Raw genomic sequence first — 21,454 nt, 5'->3', positions numbered from 1 at the left:
CGATCAGTCCGTTCATCGTCGTATCCCCTTCACTGTCTACGGGTTACGCGTACAAGATTGTGCGCTGGCGCTGACAATAGGCCAAGTTCGCGACCTGCGCGCCATTGCGGAGAAAACTTGTACTTCGGTCGCAGTTTTCACGTTAACTGTTGCAGGACAACATAATTCCGAAGTTGGCGCACTACCCGCTAATGGCCGAATCAAACATCACGATTGGGCATACGTGGCGCGCCCCGCATAACCGTCCGGCCCATCAGACACTTGTCCACCGAAACAGAGTGCACAACAGTTAGTCCGGTGCAACAATGAGACGAATCGGACATGCCTGCGACGTGATGGGGAAGGGTGGTTGAGACAATGACGGCGCCGCGCATTGCCAGGGAACACCGCACCCCTGCCGGGGGCCGAAATTCCGCTGCGCAGGACAGCTTGGACGCCGCCTCGGACGCCTTGCAATCGCTCTACGCACACCTCGATCCGCATGCCCAGGCAGAGCAATTCCTCGAACAGGTCTGCAAACATGCCGTCGACCTCATCGCCGACGCAGATATGGCCGGCATTGCCATCGGGGGTTCGGATTCGACGTTTCGAACCGTCGCTGCCACCCACCAACTTGTTCGTACCGTCGACTCGATCCAATTCCGACTGGATTACGGACCGAGTGTGACGTCGTCACGCACTGGCACGGTTGTACGCGCACATGCCAGCGAAGCCCACAGCCGGTGGCCTCAATTCGCAAGTGCGGCAAAGGCAGTCGGCGCGGTCAGCTTCTTGTCGATGCCACTACCTGGCCGGGAACGCCCGCTCGGAACCCTCAATCTCTACAGCCACGACATCCGAGGTTTCACCGGAGCCGACGCGGCATTGCTCCAACTCTTCGCGGTCACCTCGGCCTACGCGCTGCACAGCTCGCAGCGCCTCGACATCGCCAGAAAGCACGCGATGGACCTCGAGCGTGCACTCGAATCGAGAGGCGTCATCGAACAGGCCAAAGGCATCATCATGGGCACCCACCGCGTCGACGCCGACCGAGCATTCCGCATCCTCATCCAGGACTCGCAGCGAAGCAACGTCAAACTGCGAGTGATTGCCCAGCAGTACATCGACGGCGCGATCGACCCGCGCCAGGCTTCGAACAAGCCCGAGACCAACTGAACCTGGCAGGCAGCCGAGAGACCTGGCAAACACAGCGTCTCGGCAAACACAGCACCTGAGCAAACACAGAGGCACCCACCACATTCTCGGTGAGTGCCTCTGAGTTCGGAGCCTCCTGTCGGGATTGAACCGACGACCTTTCGCTTACAAGGCGAGTGCTCTACCACTGAGCTAAGGAGGCGAAGACCGACGCGTTGCCGCGACTGACTTTGCGGAGCCATCATATCCAAGCCGTCACGGTGGCCGCGCCCGGGTCACGTTAGATAGCGTGGGCCCCATGCGCAACTCCCACTCCGCCCCCTGATGGCGAAATTCACCGAAGTACTCACACGCCTGACGGGAAACCGGCAAGCCACCGTCGACACGGTCACGTCGGCTCCCGCGCCGCTTCAACCGATCGACCTGACAGACGACGCCGTCGTCGCGGAGGTCCTGGACCTCGCGGTTCGAGTCGGCGAAGTCCTCCTCGCATCCGGAACCGCGGCCATGGACACCGCTGAGCAGGTGCAGTTCATCGCCGCCACGTACGGCCTTGCCCAGTGTGACGTCGACGTCACTTACAACTCGATTGTGCTCTCCGCCTATCGCGGCCCGACGCGACCGCCGGCGAGCACGATGCGCATCGTCCACTACCGGTCGATGGACTTCACACGACTGGCGGCCGTCGATCGTCTGACGCGTCGTATCCGCCGTGAGGCGATCACCCCGGACCAAGCGCATGACGCTCTCACAGCCATCACGACGGCGCCGCACCCGTACAACCGGTGGACCGCGACCATGGCCTGGGCGGCGATGGCGGCTTCGGTCTCCGTCCTGCTCGGGGGCGGGTTCCTCGTTGCCACAGTCGCGTTCTTGACGACGATGGTGATCGACCGCGTCAACCGTGTGCTGAACCGGTTCGGGCTGCCGTTCTTCTTCCAGCAGGTTGTCGGTGGTCTCATCGCGGCTGCACCCGCCGCCACGCTCTATACATTTCAGGACCAGCTGGGGATCAGTATCCGGCCCTCACTGGTCATCGCGGCCGGAGTTGTCGTCCTACTGTCCGGGCTGTCGTTGGTGGGCTCGGTCCAGGACGCGATCATGGGTGCACCCATTACAGCTGTCGCGCGGTTCTTCGAAGTGGTGATGATGACGGGCGGCATCATCGCGGGTGTCGCAATCTCACTGCGGATGACCGGGATGCTGGGTTCGACGCTTCCACCGATCAACGTCGAAGTATCGACCATCACCCAGTTGCCGATCCTCATGCTCTCCGGCGCTTGTGCGTCGGTCTTCTATGCACTCGCCTGCTACGCCGAGCGTCGTGCACTCACCGCCGCGTTCCTGGGCGGTGCGGCAGGCAGTGGTGTGTCGATCTTCGTGCAGACACTCGACGTCGGCCCCGTGATCGCGGCCGCGATCGCAGCGACCGTCGTCGGCCTTGCCGGTGGTCTGATGGCTCGCCGCGCCCTGACGCCTCCGCTGGTTGTCGCGGTCGCAGGCATCACTCCGCTGCTCCCCGGTCTTTCGCTGTACCGAGGCCTGTACGCGCTGCTCAACGACCAGGTACTGATCGGGTTGACCGCCTTGCTGTCGGCCTTCGGTATCGGCTGCGCCCTGGCCGCGGGCGTGACGCTCGGCGAATGGGGAGCGCGGACGCTGCGTCGTCCACGAATCCTGATGCGCGTGGACTCGTTACGTCGACCGATGGTCCGCAAGCGAAGGCGTCGAGTTCCCGTCACCGAGAAGTAAGCGTCGTTCAAGCAGAAAGAGCTGGGCACCTGACGGTGCCCAGCTCTTTTCTGTTCACTCGGGGGTTTCCGAGCGGTGAGAGAATCAGCTCTCGACTGCGTGCTTTCCGCCGGCAGCCTGATCGGCTTCCATGGCTTCGCGCAGGCTCTTCGGACGCATGTCGGTCCAGTTCGCCTCGACGTATTCGAGGCACGCCTTGCGGCTGTCTTCACCGAACACCACGCGCCAGCCGGCGGGGACCTCGGAAAACGTGGGCCACAGCGAGTGCTGGTCCTCGTCATTCACCAGCACGTAGAAGCGGCCGTCTTCGTCATCGAAAGGGTTAGTGCTCATCTCGCCTCACTCGTTACGTACGTGTCTTGTGCGCCCAGACTAGCAAGCGCACCAGTTCGGTTCTGGTGGCTCAGTACCGACGCCAGAATCTCCCCCGCCCGCACTGCCACGTTCGACAGCAGCGACGACGTCAATCCGTGAGTCTGTTCTGTCCCACCCTGCAGATAGATACCGCCTGTCACGTCCTCCGTTACAGCCAGTCGATAATCCCGACTGACGTTACGCGGAACGGACGAATCCGGCACGAGTTCACCCAACAAATTGTCCAGCGGTGCCGGGGTGAAACCCGTGGCCAGAATGAGTGCGTCGCACGAGAGCGTGTCGGTCAAGCCGTCGAGATTGCTACGAACAGCCAGTTCGATGCCGGATTCGGTCTCCACGGCACTCGTGATCTCCGAGGCCCGACGCATGAACAGCCGCCGCGGCCCACGAACCATCTCCTGGTACTCGGTGGCATAGAGCTTGTTGATCAGTTCGATGTCGACGACCGAGTAATTGGTACTGCGGTGCAAATCGAGAAGTCGACGTCGTTCCGCGGCGTCGGCACCGTGCAGTTGATCGACGGCTTCGGGATCGAAGATGCGATTTGCGTAGGGGCTGTCGTCTGCCGGGCTGTAGCCGTAGCGGGCAAAAACACTGTGGACTTCGGCGTTCGGGTAGTTCGCGTGCAGGTAGTCGACGATCTCCGCGGCACTCTGACCGGCGCCGAGAACGACGAACCTGTTGTGCACGGGCTCGGGCATTGCTTCGAGGTGGAAGAGGAACTGGTGATTGTGGAAGCACCGGGACGACGGCGTTGCCCACTCCGGGATCCGCTCTTTCAGTCCGGCGCCGACGACGATGTTGCGCGCGATCACCGTTTCACCGTCGGCCGTGCGAACCGCAAAGCGATCGATCACGCCGTCGGAGTTCCTGATGCCCTCGACCCCGTCGACGGTCGTACCGAACTGCACGTCCGCGTCGACTCGTCGAGCTGCCCAGCACAGGTAGTCGTTGAACTCGTGGCGCGTGGGAAAGAAGGTCTGGTGGTTGACGAAGTCGACCAGACGCCCCTGCTCGAACAGATACGAGAAGAAGCTGTATCCACTCTGCGGGTTGCGGAACGTCACCAGGTCTTTCGGAAACGCGATCTGCATCGTGGCACCGTCGAGCAGCATCCCGGGATGCCACGCGAACTGAGACTGCTTTTCGAAGAACCGCGCGTTCACCCGATCAACGGCTGCACAATTTGCATTGTGTTCTTCGACAGCGATGGCCAGCGCAAGGTTGGCCGGACCGAACCCGACGCCGACGATGTCGACCACGGCGGGTTCGGCGCTGGAGTCTCTCGGTGATTCACTCATTACAGGTAGTCCATCCCCGACGGGACGACCTGGTACGGCCGCCAATCGATGTCCCGAAGTAAGTAGCAAAGGCTACCCTTAATGAGGTGAGGGTATCAACACTGCGAGCCCCCGTATAGCGGTCGACCCCGCGGAGCGATGCGACGTATGTCATAGTTTCGCCCCCTCGCTCACGTCATCGCCTTCGACGAGCGCCGCAGCCTCGATCACGTCGACCAGCTGACCTGCCCATTCACGGACCGCGCCCGCATCGACGAGGTCGGCACGGAACCCGAGAGTTGCAAAAACAGGCCCTTCGCCGACCGGCTCGTAAAAACTCAACGTCAGATCCGCATCGGGCACTCCCACCGGAATCGGTACGAGAGAACCGAAGTCGCCGAGCCCGTCCAAATCGGCCTGTTGGTGATGGATCACCATCACCTGAGGTCTCATGGACGCCGGATTACCCAGTGCCTGCTCGACATACACATATGAGACGTCCTGATTGCTCAGCGCTTCCAGATTGCTTTCCCGGATGCGAGCCAGCAATTCTGCAAACGTCGGACTACCGGACGTATCCGTGCGCAGGAGAACAACATTGAAGAACGATCCGATCATCGGTTCGAGACGGGGATCCGACCTGCCCGCAACCAATGAACCGATGGGAAGATCGGTACCCGCGCCGGCCTTCGTGAGAACGCTGGCCAGTGCGGCCTGCAGGACCATGAACATACTCGTGCCGGTGCGCGCAGCCAGGGCGTCGATTCCAGCGTGCAGATCCGCGTCGATGTCGACAGCGACCACGTCACCTCGCGGCTCCGAGTCACCTTCCGGCAACGGAAGATTCACACTGGTCGGTATTCCGTCGAGCGCATCCTGCCAGTACGCAAGTTGCTTCGACGCACGACTGGTGCCATCAGAGGGGTCACCCAACAGCTCGTCGGACCACACGGTGTAGTCGGCGTACGTCAACGCCAACTCGTCCCAGATCGGTTGATCTCCCTGCGACCTGGCCGCATAGGCCGAGACCAGATCTCCCAGCAAGGGCACAACGGACCACTCGTCGACGGCGATGTAGTGCATGACGAGAAGCAGTGTCCGAGAGCCGTCTTCGCCGAGCACCAGATGAACCCGCAACGGCGATTGCTCACGCAGATCCATCGGAAGTTGAGCCAGTTCGAACACCACTCGACCCACATCGCCGGCGCCGACATCGACCACATCGACAGTCGGTCGCACCGATTCTCTTGCCACGACGATGCCGTCGACCTCGACGAAGGTTGTCCGCAGTGGTTCGTGCCGCGACGTCACATCGTCCAAGGCGTGCCCGAGAATCTCCGGATCGATCTTCGATTTCAGGGTCAGCGCCAGAGCGTGGCTTGCTTGCGGGTGCTCGCCGGCCGAGCGGAACAACTCCCACTGACGACGTTGCGGCGCAGACAGACCCATCGTCTCCGGACGTTTCACCGCCGGCGCCAGGATCGGACGCCCACCTTCCGAACGCGCAACGACGGCGGCCAACTCCGCAACACTCGGCGCGTCGAATACGTCTCGAATACTGACGTCCACGCCGAACGCTTCGCGAATGCGACCGACCAGTTTCATCGATGCCATCGAATGCCCACCGAGTTCGAAGAAACTGTCGTGGACTCCGACGCTCGGGAGTTGCAGTATCTCCGCGAAGGCAGCCGCGACCGTGGACTCCACCGCCGTGCGAGGAGCAACATCACCCGCCAGCTCCGACCAGTCCGGGGCGGGCAGCGCCTTGCGGTCGAGCTTTCCGTTGGGTGTCAACGGCAGCGGACCGTCAAGGGCCACAACCAAGGTCGGAACCATGTAGTCAGGCAACGACACTGCCGCGAGGTTCCGCACTGCCGTCGTGTCGACGACAACACCGGGTTCGGGTGACACGTACCCGACCAGGCGCGTGATTTCGCCCTGTCGATCCGCGACGACCGTCGCCTGCTTCACCGACGGATGGGCACTGAGTGCGCCTATGATTTCACCCAATTCGATTCGGAAACCACGGATCTTGACCTGATCGTCCACGCGGCCGAGGAAGTCGATGTTCCCGTCCGAGCGCCACCGCGCGCGGTCCCCGGTGCGGTACATGCGATCGCCCGCGCCGACGGGATCTGCGATGAATCTCTGTGCCGTCAGATCGAATCGGCCCAAGTACCCTCTGGCCAGGCCGCGGCCTGCGATGTACAGCTCACCGGATACCCCCGGCGGAACCGGACGCAGTTGATCGTCGAGCACGTACGCCTGTTCGTTGGGATCGGGGATTCCGATGGGCACAGCGCCGTTCCAACCGGGCTCCGCCTGCCACAGTGTGTTGTTCACCGTGGCTTCGGTGAGTCCGTACGCGGCAAGCAAATTCAGCCGTTCCGCCCATCGACCGATCAGCTCCGGCGGCACCGTTTCGGTTCCGACCAACACCGTGCAACCCTGCGGTACTTCGCATCCTGCCGGCAGGGCGGCCAGCAACGAGGGAGGGATGATCGCGTGGGTCACGCGATTGCTCGTCATGAAATCCGTGAGCGCCGGACCGGCAACCCGGGCGTTCTGCGGCACGATCACCAGGGTGCTGCTCGTGCACAGAGCCATGGCCAACTCGAATACCGCAACGTCGAAGCCGACCGAAGCAAACTGCATCACCACCGAACCCGGTACCAGTCGCATCCGAACCTCGGCTGTGGCAACAAGGCTCGGGATACCGTCATGGGAGAGGACAGCTCCCTTCGGCTTGCCGGTCGATCCCGAGGTGTAGATGACGTACGCCGCGTGGCTGACGCCAACTGGTGGCCTGGGGGTCTCGACGATCACTGCCTCGTCCAGTTCCCTCCGGATCAACGGATCGTCCAGGAGGATTCGCTCGACACCGACCACATCGTCGATTCGAGAACTCTCCTCGGAGGTGGACAGCAGTATCGAGGCGCGGGAATCGGTGAGCATGTACGTGATGCGTTCGCTCGGGTGACTCAAGTCCAGGGGAAGATACGCTGCCCCCAGCTTGAGCACGGCGAGGACCGACGCGACCATCTCCACCGAGCGCGGGACGGCAAGTCCCACCACGTCTTCGACCGACACTCCGTGCCGATACAGCAGACCGGCTATCCGATCACACTGCTCGGAAAGCTCGCGGTAGGTGACTTGCCCCGCCTCGTCGCGCACGGCGATCGCCTCGGGTGTAGCAACGACCCCACGCGCAAAAGCGTCGTAGAACGTCTCTTCCGGCACGTCGACGGCGGTGTCGTTGAACGAGGTGACAACCTGTTCGAGTTCGCCTGGCAAGAAGATGTCGATGTCACCGATCTCGATGTCGGCCGATTCCACGACTGCCGCGATCACCGATTCCAATCGGTGCGAAATTCGCTGTGCGGTCTCGCGATCGAAGAGGTCGCTGCCGTATTCGAGCCGGACGTCGATGCAGCCTTCGTCGCCGAGATACTCGGTGAAGTTGAACACCAGATCGAACTTGGCCGTGTACTCCTCGAGTTCGAACGGATTCCCGCCCATCTCCTCGCGGCTGTGATAGCCGACCATGACCTGGAACAGCGGGTTGCGTGCCAAAGTACGCGACGGGTTGAGACGCTCCACCACAGTTTCGAACGGAACGTCGGCGTTGGCGAAGGCCTCGAGATCTCCCTCGCGAACGCGATCCACCAACTGCCGGAACGTCGGGTTACCCGACGTATCCGTGCGAAGCACAATGGTATTGACGAAGAAGCCGACGAGTTCGTCGAGCCCCTGTTCACTGCGCCCGGCCACGGGAGCCCCGAGCGGAAGGTCTTCACCCGCACCGAGCGCGGTCAGCAACGCCGCCGACGCCGCGTGCAGGACCATGAACATCGAACTCTGGCTCTCGCGCGCCAGATCTCGCAGTGCAGCGGTGGTGTCTACGTCTAACCGTGTCACCACTGCACCACCGGAGAAACTCGGTCTTGCCGGTCGGCTCCGGTCGGCGGGGAGCAGCAGTTCTTCCGGGGCTCCGTCCAAACTTTTCGCCCAGAAGGCCAACTGCGTACTCAGGACGCTCGCCGGATCGTCGGCGCTGCCCAGCAATTCCCGTTGCCACAGGGTGTAATCCGCGTACTGAACGGGAAGCGGTTCGAAAGCTGGTTCTTCGCCCTGAATTCGAGAGGAGTAGGCAGACATCAGATCCCGAAGGAAGGGGCGATCGGACCATTCGTCGGTAGTGATGTGATGCAGGACGATCACGACCACTACGGCGTCGTCTACCCGGATCAGGCGTGCGCGGATCGGAATCTCGTTCGACAGGTCGAACGGACGACCCACTGCCACTGCAACTTCGCCGGCGACGTCGGATTCCGCTGAAGGAACTGTCTCGATATGAACTGTCTCGACCGGAACCGTCGCCGATTGGAGAATGATCTGTTCCGGTGTTCCGTCCACCAACCGGAACACCGTGCGCAACGATTCGTGTCGTTCCACGACGTCATCCAGCGCCGCCGCGAACACATCCGCGTCCAGAGCACCGTCCAGGCGGAGCACGATCGGGAAGTTGTAGGCCGCGGAGTTCTCCTCCATCTGTCCGATCAGCCACAATCGCTGTTGAGCGGCAGAAAGAGGAAGGTGATCCGGTCGAGGCTTCGCCACCAGTACCGGTCGCGTCGATCCCTGCTCGGCCACAATACGTTCCGCGAGTTCCGCGACAGTCGGCGCTTCGAAGAGATCACGCATGGTCAGACTGTTGGGAATGGCGATCCGCGTGCGACTGATCAGTTTGGTGGCCAGAAGCGAGTGCCCACCGAGGTCGAAGAAGTTGTCGTCGACACCGATACCCTCCACGTCCAGCACGTCCGAGAAGAGTTCGCACAGGACCTCTTCCGTGTGGTTCCGGGGCGCGATCGCTGTCCCACTCCGCTCCCCCAGCACCGAATCGGCCGTGGGCAGCGCCTTGACGTCGAGCTTTCCGTTGACGGTCATCGGTAGTGCCTCCACTTCGATCACCACAGCCGGAACCATGTAGTCGGGTAGGAGAACTCGTGCTCGCGCACGGTAATCGTGCGCGACGCCCAGGCGCACCGGTGTCACGTAACCGACGAGCCTCTTGACTCCACCTGCCCCGACGTCGACCACCACCGCTGCTTGACGCACGTGTTCGTCGGATTCGAGAACGGAGACGATTTCGCTCGGCTCGATCCGATGACCTCGGATCTTCACCTGGTCGTCGGTGCGGCCGAGGAAGTCCAGGTTGCCGTCACCGCGTCGACGCACCAGATCGCCCGTGCGGTACATGCGTTCTCCGGTCCCGGCAGGATCGGCGACGAAGCGCTCGCACGTCAGCGCGAAGCGTCCGAGGTAGCCGCGAGCCAAACCGGCTCCGGCAATGTACAGTTCGCCGGCAACTCCGTCGGGAACCGGACGCAGCCAGCCGTCGAGAATGTGCGCAGTCGTGTTCCAGATCGGCTTGCCGACGGTCGGGGAGTCGCTGTCGGACGTTCCGCCGCCGAGGGTGTTGATCGTGTATTCCGTCGGTCCGTAGAGGTTGTAACCCACGGTTCCTTCGGTGTCGCGCAGCTTGTTCCACACCGAATCCGGAACGGCTTCACCCCCGAGCAGGACAAGCGGCGGGCGGTGTTGTCCCACACCGTCGTCGAGAAGTCCGCTCTCGATCAGGTGCGTCGCGTAGGTCGGCGTCACGTTGACGACGTCGATGTCCTGTGCGTCGCAGTACGCAACCAACGCCTCGGCGTCACGACGCAGATCCTCGTCGCAGATGTGCACCTCGTGGCCTTCCACGAGCCACAGCAGTTCCTCCCACGACATGTCGAAGGCGAAGGACACGGTGTGCGCGATCCGCAGGCGTCGGCCCGCCGCGGCGATCACCGGTTCGAAGATCGCCTCGCGGTGGTTGAACTGCATGTTCGTCAGGCCGCGGTAACCGGTGACCACGCCCTTGGGCTTGCCGGTCGAACCCGAGGTGTAGATGACGTACGCGGGGTGGTCGAGTCGATGCGGTGTCCCCGGGGCGAATGCTCCGAGTTCCGACACGGAGAGCGACCGCGCCGAGATCGTCAGTCTCCTTGCCGCTGTGTCCGGCTCGTCGATCACGATAGTGCGGACGTCCGCTCCTTCGAACTTCGATGCGGCGGCAACGGTCGTCAGCAACACGACAGGATGCGCGTCGTCGATCATCACGGCCAACCGCTCGGCGGGGTGGTCGAGTTCGAGGGGCAGGTAGGCGGCACCGGTCCGCAACACGGCGAAGAGGGCGACGACCATGTCCACCGACCGTGGTAGACCGAGAGCCACGATCTTTTCCGGGCCGGCACCGCAGTTGATCAGCAACCGCGCCATCCGGTTGATCTCGCCGTCGAGATCGGCGTAGGTCATCCGGCGCTTCCCGAACACGAGTGCAGTGTCGTTCGGTTGCGCCGACGCCACCTCTTCGAACAGGTCGGCAATGGTGCGCTCCGGCAACTCTCGGCTCTGCGTCTGTTGCGCCACTGCGGGAACCGGTGTCGCAACGACCGAACCTGTCATGTCCTGCGACCAACTCTGCAACAGTTCGACGAAGTGACCCAGTAGGTCCTCGGCTCGACGCGCGGTCACCAGATGCGGATGGAACTCGAACTTGACGTTGACGGTGGTGCCCGGTGTGACCACGACGGTCAGCGGATAGTGCGTGTGATCGATGCTGTCGCTGCCACTGACGTCGTGGGCGGCATTGAGGGCGTCTACTTGCTTCTCGTCCACGAAGTTCTGCAGGACTATCAGCACGTCGAACAACTGACGATGCTCGGAGACACGTTGGATCGATGCCAAGCCGAGGTAGTCGTACGGCATCAGCGAGAGACGATCCGCCTGCGTGCGGCGCAACAGTCCCTCGACGCTCTCGTTCGGATTCAATTGCAGCCGAACGGGAACCGTGTTGAGGAACATTCCCACCACGGTGTCGATTCCCGGCACCTCGGGAGGCCTTCCGGCAACGGTGGAGCCGAAGACGACGTCCTGTCGACCGGTGGCCGACGCCAGCACCAGGGCCAGCGCTGCGTTCAGTACCGTGTTGAACGTGACGCCGGACGCGGCAGCGCGCTCACGCAACGCACGCGAAAGCGATTCCGACAGAACCACATCACGGCGATCCGGAAGCTGACGTTCGGCGTCCGGCGCCGGCTCGGCAACCAGCGTCGGCTCTTCGAGTCCCGCCAGCGCTCCGCGCCACGCCTCGTCGGCGGCCGCTCCGTCGCGGCCGGCCAACCAGGCGAGGTAGGTCTCGAACGACCCCTCGGGCTCGCCGAAGGTGCTGTCGTCGCCGCCGGTATCGTAAAGCGCCAGAAGCTGGCTGACGACAAGGCCGTTGGACCAGCCGTCCCACAGCAGGAACTGCCTGTTGATCACCAGGCGATCGTGTCCGCCAGGCAAATGCAGCACGCTCATACGCCACAGCGGCGGCGCGGTCAGGTCGAATGGAGTCACTCTGTCTTGGGCAGCAATGCCGTCGGCGCGCTCACGCGCAGTCGAGTCGTCCAGTTCACGGAGATCGTGGACGGCAACCGGAACGTCGAGTCCCGCGCTGAAGAACTGCACCGGCTCGTTCAGGCCTTCGCTCACGAATCCCGCACGCAGGGTGGGATTTCGTCGTTGAAGTGTCCGGGCGGCCGCAGCCAACCTGTCTACGTCGAGCGTGTGCCCGAAGTCCATCGAGAACTGCGCCGTGTAGATGTCCCCGCCAGCGCTGTCACCGTTGTCTGAGTATCCGGCCTGGAAGTACAGGCCTTCCTGCAAGGGTGAGAGTGGGAGGATGCTGCTGACACCTGTCGGGCTCGCGTCGGCTATCGCGTCGATCTCGGCCTGACTCAGGTCGAGCAACCCCACATCGGACGGAGTCAGGATGGGAGGCCCGTCGTGCTCCGCAGCCGCGACCGACAGATCACCGAGCGCGGAAACCCAACCGTCGGACAGTGCCCGCGCGTCCTCCTCGGACAAATCTTCACTTGCCCAGGCGAAGTCGGCGCGAAGCTCCGAATCCACACTGACGACATTGACGATCAGGCGGTACGGCCCTCCCATGTCCGCGTCGGGATCGGTGGACATGGCTTCGGATTCGGCTGCCAGGGACCATGCGGTCGATCCAGCAGCCGCCGAACGTCCGAGGTAGTTGAACAGGATCTGAGATTCGGATCGCCCCGCCAATGTCGGTGCCGTGCGGGCGTTCACGTACCGCAACATTCCGTAGCCGATACCGCCGTCCGGTGCACTGCGCAGGCTCTCCTTCACCTCGCGCAGTGTGGCTACCGGGTCGGTCCCGGCGTGCAGTCGCGTGGGCGCGATGGTGGTGAACCAGCCGACTGTTCGCGACAGATCGGTTCCCGGTACCAATTCCTCGCGGCCGTGCCTCTCGAGATCGACCAGAAGTTCACACTCGCTACGACCGGTGGAACGACGCCAGCGATCGACGGACATCGTCAGTGCTGCCAGCAGAACGTCTGTTCCCTCCGCACCCACCAGTGCCGCAACCGATCCAAGTGCCGCCTCGGAGATTGCTCCGTCCACCGTGACCGTGCGTCTCGAGCCTCCGGATACAACGGCATAGCCCTCGACACCGGGAATCAGATGCGCGCCCGGAGCGGTCACCGTCAGCCAGTGATCGAGTTCGGCAAATCGATGAGCCGAGTGGGCGTGTTCGGCCACCGTGCGGGAGAAAGTGCGCAGCGAAGTTCCGACACCATCGAGTGCGGCGGGCTCTCCGGCCTCGACCGCCACCCAGGCCATCGCCAAGTCCTCGAGCAGGGTTCCCCAGGACACGCCGTCCACGACCAGGTGATGCGCAACTATGGCGAGCCGCCCGAGATTCTCGGCACCACAATCGAACCAGACCACCGAGATCATCCGCCCAGCAGACGGATCCAATCGACTGGTCGCTGTTTCGGAGTGCTCAGTGACGAGTGTTCGCAGCTCGGCGTCGCCCAGTCCCCGCGCGTCGACTCGTTCGACGATGTCCGCTGCCCGGACGCTGCCGGGTTCCTGCACCCGCGCCGACCACATTCCGCGGTCGTGTCGGATCAAGGTTTGCCGAAGTCCGTCGTGGTGATCGAGTACGGCCTGCAACGCGCCGGTGATCGATTCGAGAGATGTTGCCGGAGAATGGATCAGAACTGACTGATTGAAGCGATCGGTATTGCCCGTCCATTCGGACAAGCGGTGGACCACCGGCAGCGGAACCAGATCACCCACGCCGATGTCGGTCGTGACAGTAGTTGCCGAGGTGACAACATCACCCACGGCTGCGGCGATCGCAGCGGGAGTACGCAATTCGAAGATCTGACGCGGGGTCAGTACTACCGAATCCCGACGAGCCAGGTTGACCAGTCGGATCGCCAAAATACTGTCGCCGCCGAGAGTGAAGAAGTCGTCGCGCACCCCGACTCGGGGCAGTCCGAGAACCGTCGCGAAATGCCCGGCGAGGAGGTCTGCGACACCCGAAGAGACACCTCCCACCGTTTCGCCCACCTGTGCCGCGAAATCCGGGGCAGGCAAGGCCTTCCGGTCGAGCTTGCCGCTCGGACTCAGCGGCAGTGACTCCAACCGCACGAAGGCGCTGGGCACCATGAACTCCGGAAGCACCGACAACAACTGCCCTCGCACCGCAGCTTCGTCAACGTCTCCGACCAGGTAGGCAACCACCTGTGCGCGGTTACTCGGACCGTCGGAGCGGACGATCACGGCATTTGCCGCAACTCCGGGGCACAGCGCCAACTGAGCTTCGATTTCACCGAGTTCGATGCGGAATCCACGAACCTTCACCTGCTCGTCGACGCGGCCGAGGTACTCGAGAACTTCGTCGGCATTCCAACGCACGATGTCACCGGTCCGGTACATCCGCGAGCCTGCATGTCCGTACGGGTTCGCCACAAATCTCTCGGAGGTCAATCCCCCACGTCCGTGGTAGCCACGCGCCAGTTGTGGCCCTGCCAGATACAGCTCACCGGTGGCACCGGCCGGAACGTTCTGAAGATACGGATCGAGAACGAACAGTCCTGTGTTGGCGGCGGGTGCGCCGATCGGGACGCTGACGGCGTCGGCCGGAGTGTCCTGCACCGCCGGCTGCCAACTGACATCGACGGCAGCTTCGGTGGGGCCGTACAGGTTGTCCACCAGAGTATTCGGCAGGATGTCCGCGACCTTGCGTGCAACGTGAACGGGCAGTGCCTCACCGCTGCAGTTGACGATTTCGAGGGACGTGCACAGTGCCGCTTTCGGCTCCGTGAGAAACACTTCGAGCATCGACGGAACAAAGTGCACTCGGGTCACGGACTGTTCGACGATGACGTCGGCCAGATAGCCCGGGTCCTTGTGCCCGTCCGGCTCGGCCATCACCAGGGTTGCCCCCACCAGGAACGGCCAGAAGAATTCGGGGACGGAGACGTCGAAGCTCGACGGGGTCTTCTGCAGCATCCGGTCAGCGGTGTCCATCGGACGTATCTGCTGCGCCCAGAGCAATCGGTTGACCGCCCCCTCGTGGGTGACCACAACACCTTTGGGGCGACCGGTCGAACCCGAGGTGTAGATCATGTACGCGGCATCCGCGGGCGATCCCGGAACACTCAGCGGATCGGCGGGGAACTGCGCGGACTCCGATACCGTCACCCGCGGAACCGAACCCGAATCGAGTGAAGAATCCTCCGACACCACGACGCACACCGGATCGGCGTCACCCAGCATGTACGTCAGCCGCTCCGCCGGATAGCCGGTGTCGAGGGGCACGTATGCTCCCCCGGCCTTTCCGATGCCGAGTATCGCGACCATCAGTTCGATCGAGCGCGGCAAGGCTACGGCCACCAACGATTCGCGTCGGACGCCCCGTTCGCGCAGCAGGTGCGCAAAACGATCGGCGCGAGAGTGAAGTTCGGCGTAGGTCAACACCTCGTCGCGGAAGATCACAGCGGTGGCTTCGGGCGCGCGCTCAGCTTGATCCCGCAGCAGCTCGGTCAGCGTTGCACGCGGCTGGTCCAAGACCGTGCCGACGCTCCCCGGCTGGGCGGGTGCCAGCGCGATCCTGCCGATCACCTGTTCCAGATCGCGGGAAAGCTCTGTGAGCACCACTGCGAGAGCTTCGGCCAGCGCCTGCGCGGCGTTGCCGTCCACCTGAGCCGCGTCGTACTTCAGCTCCAACGCCAACCGGTCGCCTGGAACGACGATCAGCGTCAGTGGGTAGGCCGGTCGCTCGTCGAATCGAATTCCCGTCAGTCGCACCGAATCCGTCGGATCAGCGATTGCAATGTCACCGAGGGGATAGTTCTCGAACACGACCAGTGATTCGAAGTTCTGCTCCAGTCCGCCGGTCCGTCGCAGTTCGGGCAGCCCCACGTACTGATGGTCGAGGAGTTCCGATTGTTCTTCCTGCCAGCGAGAAAGCGCTTGCGAGGCAGGCTCCGCCGGGTCGAAGCGCAATCGAGCCGGCACTGTGTTGATGAACAGGCCCACCATGGTCTCGATACCGGGTAGGTCGCCGCCGCGCCCCGATACGGTCGAGCCGAACAGCACGTCCGTTCGGCCGGCCATTCGGCCGAGCACCAATCCCCAGGCGCCATGCACCAGTGTGCTCAGCGTGAGTCTGTGTGAGCGTCCGTTGGTCGTCAGTGCGCGAGTGTCACTGTCGGTCAGTTCGACCCGAGTTGCGCGGATTCCGCTGCTGCCGGCACTCGGGGCGGGCAGTTCGGCGGCGGGACCGGGAGAGTTCAGTGCCTTCTTCCACACTGCTGCCGAAGCCTCGTGATCGTGACCGGCCAGCCATTCGAGATAGCTGCGGTACGGCGCAGGCGTCGGGAGCACGACGCGGGAATCGCCGACGCTGTACGACGCCATCAGTTCCCGCAGCATCACCGGGACCGACCATCCATCTGCAACCGCGTGGTGGATCGACTGCAGCAGCAGATATTTCTCCGAAGTTGCACGGACAAGTGTGTAGCGGACGAGAGGCGGTTGCGCGAGGTCGAACCCACGCGCACGGTCGACGGAGAGCAGTTCATCGACATCGGCGCCGGCCACCTCGACTACCGCCATCTCCACGACAGCGCTCGGGTGCACCACCTGCACCACCCTGCCGTCACCCAGGACCGAGAATCCGGTGCGCAGCGCCTCATGCCGATCGACGACGGATTGCAGCGCACGGTGCAGCGCCGCACTGTCCACGGTGCCGGTCAGCTCCACAACCTGTTGCACGACATACTGATCCGCCCCCGGATCGGCAAACGCCGAATGGAAGTAGATCCCTTCCTGCAGCGGAGTGAGTGGGAGAATCTCTTCAGCCTTCGGCAACTCGTCCACATCTGCCTGAGTGAGCGCCACCAGAGGGTAGTCCGAGGGTGTGGCTCCGCCGAAGGCTGCGAGCCCGGACACGGCCTTGAGCGAGTCCAGCCACAGCCGCGCAAACCTGTCGATGTCGCTACGCAGGAAGATGTTCGACGCCCAGGTCAGAGTGGCTCGCAGGCGTGGTCCACCGGCGGCGTCCTCGGCTACGACGTCGACAGACAACGCGTGTCCCAGCGGCATGGACGGATCGGCAGCACCGTCCATCGACACCGGGAACCAGTCCCCCTCCGCTGCGGCAGTGCGTCCCAGATAGTTGAGCACCACCTCGGGCGCTGCGAAACTACGCAACTGATCCGAGCCGCCGAGGTATCGCAATGCTCCGTACCCGAAGCCGGCGTTCGGAACCCGTCGAAGTTGCTCCTTGACGCTCTTGAGAACCCCCGCCAGATCGTCGGTCGCGTCGAGATCCGGAGCGGCTGTGCCGATCTCGAGCGCAACCGGGAACACCGTGGTGAACCAACCGACAGTTCGTGTCAGGTCCACGTGCGCAGCGCCGTCGCCGCGAACGATGTCTTCGTCGCGTCCGTGCCCCTCCAGGTCGATCGTCACCGATCCGGCCCCGCTCCAACGGGTCAGCGCCACGGCAAGTGCGGTGACCAGCACTTCGCTCACATCGGCCCCGAACGCCCTTGGGACACTGCCCAACAGCTGATCTGCAAATTCTGGAGGTAGGGTGATCGACCGCGCCGAAGCGGTGCGCGCGATGTCGATCGCCGGGTCGAGTGCCCGACGCCCGAGACGCGACTGTTGTCCGGCCGTCACCGAGTCCCAGAATTCGATCTCGGTGTCCAGTCGCCCTGCTCCGACCGCCTCTGAAACGAGTTCGGCGTATCTCCTCACCGACGTGCCGACCGGAGCGAGTTCGGGTTCGTCGCCCTTCATCGCTGCGATGCCGACGCGCGCGAGGTCCTCGAGAATGATGCGCCAGGAGACGCCGTCGACCACTGTGTGGTGGATGACCAGCAACAGTCGTCCGGGACCGGTCACGGTGCGGAACAGAACAGCACTGACCATCGTGCCGGCGGCCGGATTCAGACGACCGACGGCTCGCTCGGTCTCGGCGAGGATCAACGGTCCGCATTCTTCGAGAGGTGCCGGCAGTGCACGGGTCTCGAAGACCACAGCCGCTTCGTTTGTCTCCGGAACAAGCAGCGTTCCTTCGGAAGTCAACGTCGCACGAAGTGCATCGTGGCGCGCCACCAGGGCGTCGAGTGCCGCCTGGACATGCTCGGACGTCAAGGCTGACGGGGTCTGAATCAGCGCACGCTGGTGGAAGGTTCGCACTGCATCCGACACTCCGAGAACCCTGGCGGCAATCGGCGTCGTGGCTACGTGGCCGATCGGTTGGTCCGCGTGGTCGACGATCTCAGCCGTTCGGCCGGACTGGGCACGCGCCATGGCCTCTGCGGTGCGCAGTTGGAACACCTCGCGTGGACTGATCGACAAACCGGCCGCACGAGCCGCGGTCACGAGTGAGATCGCGACGATGCTGTCGCCGCCCAGTGCAAAGAAGTCGTCGGTCACGCCGACCGAATCAAGTCCGACTGCCGACGCGATCAACGTGCAGAATTGTTGTTCTACTTCGTTTCTCGCGGCGACATGCGCACTCAGTTCGGCGAGATCGGGCTCGGGAAGTGCGCGGCGGTCGAGTTTGCCGTTGGCCGTGAGCGGAAACTCGTCGAGGACAGTGACGGTGGTCGGGACCATGTAGTCGGGCAGCTTGCTCGCCGCCCACTCGCGAATGTCCTGTGAGTCGATTGCGAGGTTAGTCCCCGACGCTGCGCTCACGTAGGCGGCGAGATACTTTGCGCCTGTGGGTGCTTGACGCACCAGAACTGCCACGTGACGCACTTGGGGGTGCGAGATCACGGCGGCTTCGACATCCTCGAGTTCGAGACGCATGCCACGGATCTTCACCTGATTGTCCGTGCGTCCGAGGAAGTCGAGGGTGCCGTCCGCGGTCCATCGGGCCAAGTCACCGGTGCGATACATCCGGGATCCGGCCAGATCACCGGAAACAAAGGGATCCGCGACAAAACGAGACGCGGTCAATGCCGACGCACCTACGTATCCGCGGCCCAGCAGGAAGCCCGCCGCATAGAGTTCGCCGCCGGTGCCGACCGGAACCGGTTGCAGGTCGCCGTCCAATACGTACAGGCGAGTGTTGGGGTTCGGGCGCCCGATGGATGTGGCGATTCGTTCCGCGTCCTCGCGGTAGATCACATGGGAGACACCGATGGTCGCTTCCGCCGGCCCGTAGCCGTGATACAGCGTCGTGGACAGTTGGGTGCGGAACCGATCGAAGAGTTCAGGCGTGAGAACCTCACCGCCGCACCACACGTGCTTCAACGAATCGAGATGATCGGTCCCGCTCGCCAGGTCCAGAAGGATGTCGAGCATCGACGAAACCAGGTAGACGAAGGTGACCGATTCTCCGGCGATCAGGTCGAGCAGGTATTGCGGGTCGCGCTCCCCCTCAGGCTTCGCGATCACCAATCGACCGCCGGATACGAGCGGGAGCAGGATCTCGTTGATCGAGATGTCGAACGAGAGTGGAGCTTTGAATAGCGAGGCATCGCCGGACCCGAACCCGAGAATCCGCTCCCGCTGCCACAGCAACCTTGCACAGATTGCCTCGTGGCGGATCATGGCACCCTTCGGACGACCGGTCGAACCGGACGTGAAGATGACGTACGCCAGTTGGGCACCGTGAATACGGACGTCGGGTGTCATGACCTCGGACAGGCGCGAAGGCCCGTCCTCGTACGCCCACGCGGAGAGATCGACCGGAACGGAGTCGTCAGCGCCGTCGGAGGTGAGCACCAGTGTGGCACCGGCATCGGCGAGCACTGATTCGCGGCGCTCTGCGGGCCACGACGGATCCAGCGGCACGAAAGCGCCACCGGCGCACATGGCGGCCAACAACCCCACCACCATCTCGGCGGATCTCGGAAGCCCGATTGCCACAACGGTTTCGGATGCAGCACCGCGAGAGATCAAGTGTGCGGTGAGCTGCGATACCCGAGATTCGAGTTCACCGTACGTCAGCCGGACGTCGCCGTCGACCACGGCGACAGCGCCCCGATCGGCGGAGAAGCTGCTGCGCAACAAATCCGGCACCGTCGTGACGGGCTGCGGCTCTGCAGTGTCGTTCCACCCGTGGAGCACGAGTTCTCGCTCGGCCGGCGCCATGGGGTCGAGTGCCGAGATCGGAAGCTGCGGCTCAGCTACGAACCGATCGAGGAACTGTTCGATTCTGGCGGTGTGATCAGCCAGTTCGCGGTCGAATCCGAACGGTGCGCGGACGTCGATTTCGATCGGTTCCCCGTCCTGTCCGCCGCGCACACTCAGATCAAGGTCGCCGACCCGCCCGGTTACCGAATTACGCACGCGCACCGGGCAACCGCCGAAGGTGAGAGTGTGCTCGAACATCATCGAGTTTATGCCGGGGCCGAAGACCTGACGGTCGGGATCGATCGCCCGAATGTCGCGAGCGAGATCCTCGCCCCGGTACCGCCCGTGTTTGAGAATCGAGATCAGGGCGGTGTCGAGACGAGTTGCCAACTGGCCGATGGTTTCCGAGCGCTCGACTCGAATACTCAGCGGCAGAATCGTCGACGCCATCGAGGGGGTGCGACGCATGTCGCGGCCCACCCGAGCGGCCATCGGCACCGAGACGACAACGTCGTGCTGTCCGGTGGTGCGTGCAAGGTACGCGATCAGCGCGGCCATAGGCAGGCGAGTTCGTCGAATCCCGGCGTCGGCCGCATAGCGATAGAGCTGCGCTGCGCGATCGGCATCGAGCGTGAGCATCGCCGAGATCGGCGGCAGCGAATCATCCACCTGCCCATGCAGAATCCGCGTCGCTTCCGGTCCTGTTTCAACTCGCTCCACCCAGTACTGACGGTCGAGCAGGAACCGTGGAGAGTTTCGGTATTCCAGATCGGCTGCAACCACCGCATCGAGTGCCCACAGCGGGGCAGAAGTCTCGAGATTCGGATCGTCGTATCGTTCGGCGACGTCGGCGACGATGAGCGAGATTCCATACCCGTCGACCACGCTGTGGTGATAGCGCTGGTGCCAGATGACTCGGTCGTCGGCGGTCAGCAGAAGTACCTGGCGGAAAAGCAGATCGTCCGGACCGAAGACCCGAGCCATGTCGGTGTCCATCCACAATTGCGCAGCCGAATCGGGATCCGGCTCGCCCCGAACGTCGAGTACTTCCACGTCCCAGTGCGCCTCCGGTATCGGCACCTGAATCAGCCGGTTGTCGGTATCCACCTGGAAGTGCACGAACAGCGCTTCGACGCGGCCGACGGTGGCCTTGATCGCCGCTGCCGCACGCTCGACGTCGATCGTCCCGTCGACCTCGACGACCAGTCCGATGTTGTAGACCGGGCTGCTCGGATCGACGTTCTGAGCAACCCACACCTCACGCTGAGCGGCCGTCGCCGGGAGCGCTGCGTCCAGATGGCCACCGCCCGATACAGCCGGGTGAGCTACCTGAGAGTGGTCAGACATCGAGAATCCGATCATCGTCGTTCATGCTCATCGAACGACGAACACCCTCG

5 protein-coding genes and 1 tRNA gene are annotated in these 21,454 nt (G+C 63.4%); 2 read left to right on the top strand and 4 right to left on the bottom strand.

What is annotated here, in order from left to right; genetic code table 11:
- Positions 1-357 precede the first annotated feature (357 nt).
- Positions 358-1,155 (top strand): ANTAR domain-containing protein, encoded by a 798-nt coding sequence (locus ACFT1A_RS23510; RefSeq protein ID WP_378448982.1) that lies wholly within the window; start codon positions 358-360, stop codon positions 1,153-1,155.
- A 109-nt stretch (positions 1,156-1,264) separates the two neighbouring features.
- Here the strand turns inward: ACFT1A_RS23510 and ACFT1A_RS23505 are convergent.
- Positions 1,265-1,336: transfer RNA gene (locus ACFT1A_RS23505), tRNA-Thr, on the bottom strand.
- A 122-nt stretch (positions 1,337-1,458) separates the two neighbouring features.
- Between ACFT1A_RS23505 and ACFT1A_RS23500 the strand changes: the two genes are divergently transcribed.
- Positions 1,459-2,886, top strand: a complete 1,428-nt coding sequence (locus tag ACFT1A_RS23500; RefSeq protein ID WP_007734361.1) for a threonine/serine exporter ThrE family protein — start codon at positions 1,459-1,461, stop codon at positions 2,884-2,886.
- Between the two features lie 84 nt (positions 2,887-2,970).
- Here ACFT1A_RS23500 and ACFT1A_RS23495 read toward each other — a convergent pair whose 3' ends face one another.
- The 3 genes from ACFT1A_RS23495 to ACFT1A_RS23485 all read right to left on the bottom strand — a co-directional run bounded on the left by ACFT1A_RS23495 (position 2,971) and on the right by ACFT1A_RS23485 (position 21,404).
- The gene (locus ACFT1A_RS23495) at positions 2,971-3,219 is read right to left on the bottom strand and encodes an MbtH family protein (protein WP_003945538.1); all 249 of its coding nucleotides are present in this window, start codon (positions 3,217-3,219) and stop codon (positions 2,971-2,973) included.
- Complete coding sequence (locus ACFT1A_RS23490; protein WP_378448981.1) at positions 3,216-4,562, bottom strand: lysine N(6)-hydroxylase/L-ornithine N(5)-oxygenase family protein; 1,347 nt, start codon at positions 4,560-4,562, stop codon at positions 3,216-3,218. The genes ACFT1A_RS23495 and ACFT1A_RS23490 overlap by 4 nt, the downstream gene beginning before the upstream one ends.
- Positions 4,563-4,712: 150 nt before the next feature.
- Positions 4,713-21,404, bottom strand: coding sequence for an amino acid adenylation domain-containing protein (locus tag ACFT1A_RS23485; protein ID WP_378448980.1), 16,692 nt, complete (start codon positions 21,402-21,404; stop codon positions 4,713-4,715).
- Positions 21,405-21,454 lie beyond the last annotated feature (50 nt).

The sequence above is a fragment of the Rhodococcus sp. NPDC057135 genome (assembly GCF_042670865.1).
Taxonomy (GTDB): Bacteria; Actinomycetota; Actinomycetes; order Mycobacteriales; family Mycobacteriaceae; genus Rhodococcus_F.
This window is presented reverse-complemented; position numbering and strand designations above follow the sequence as displayed.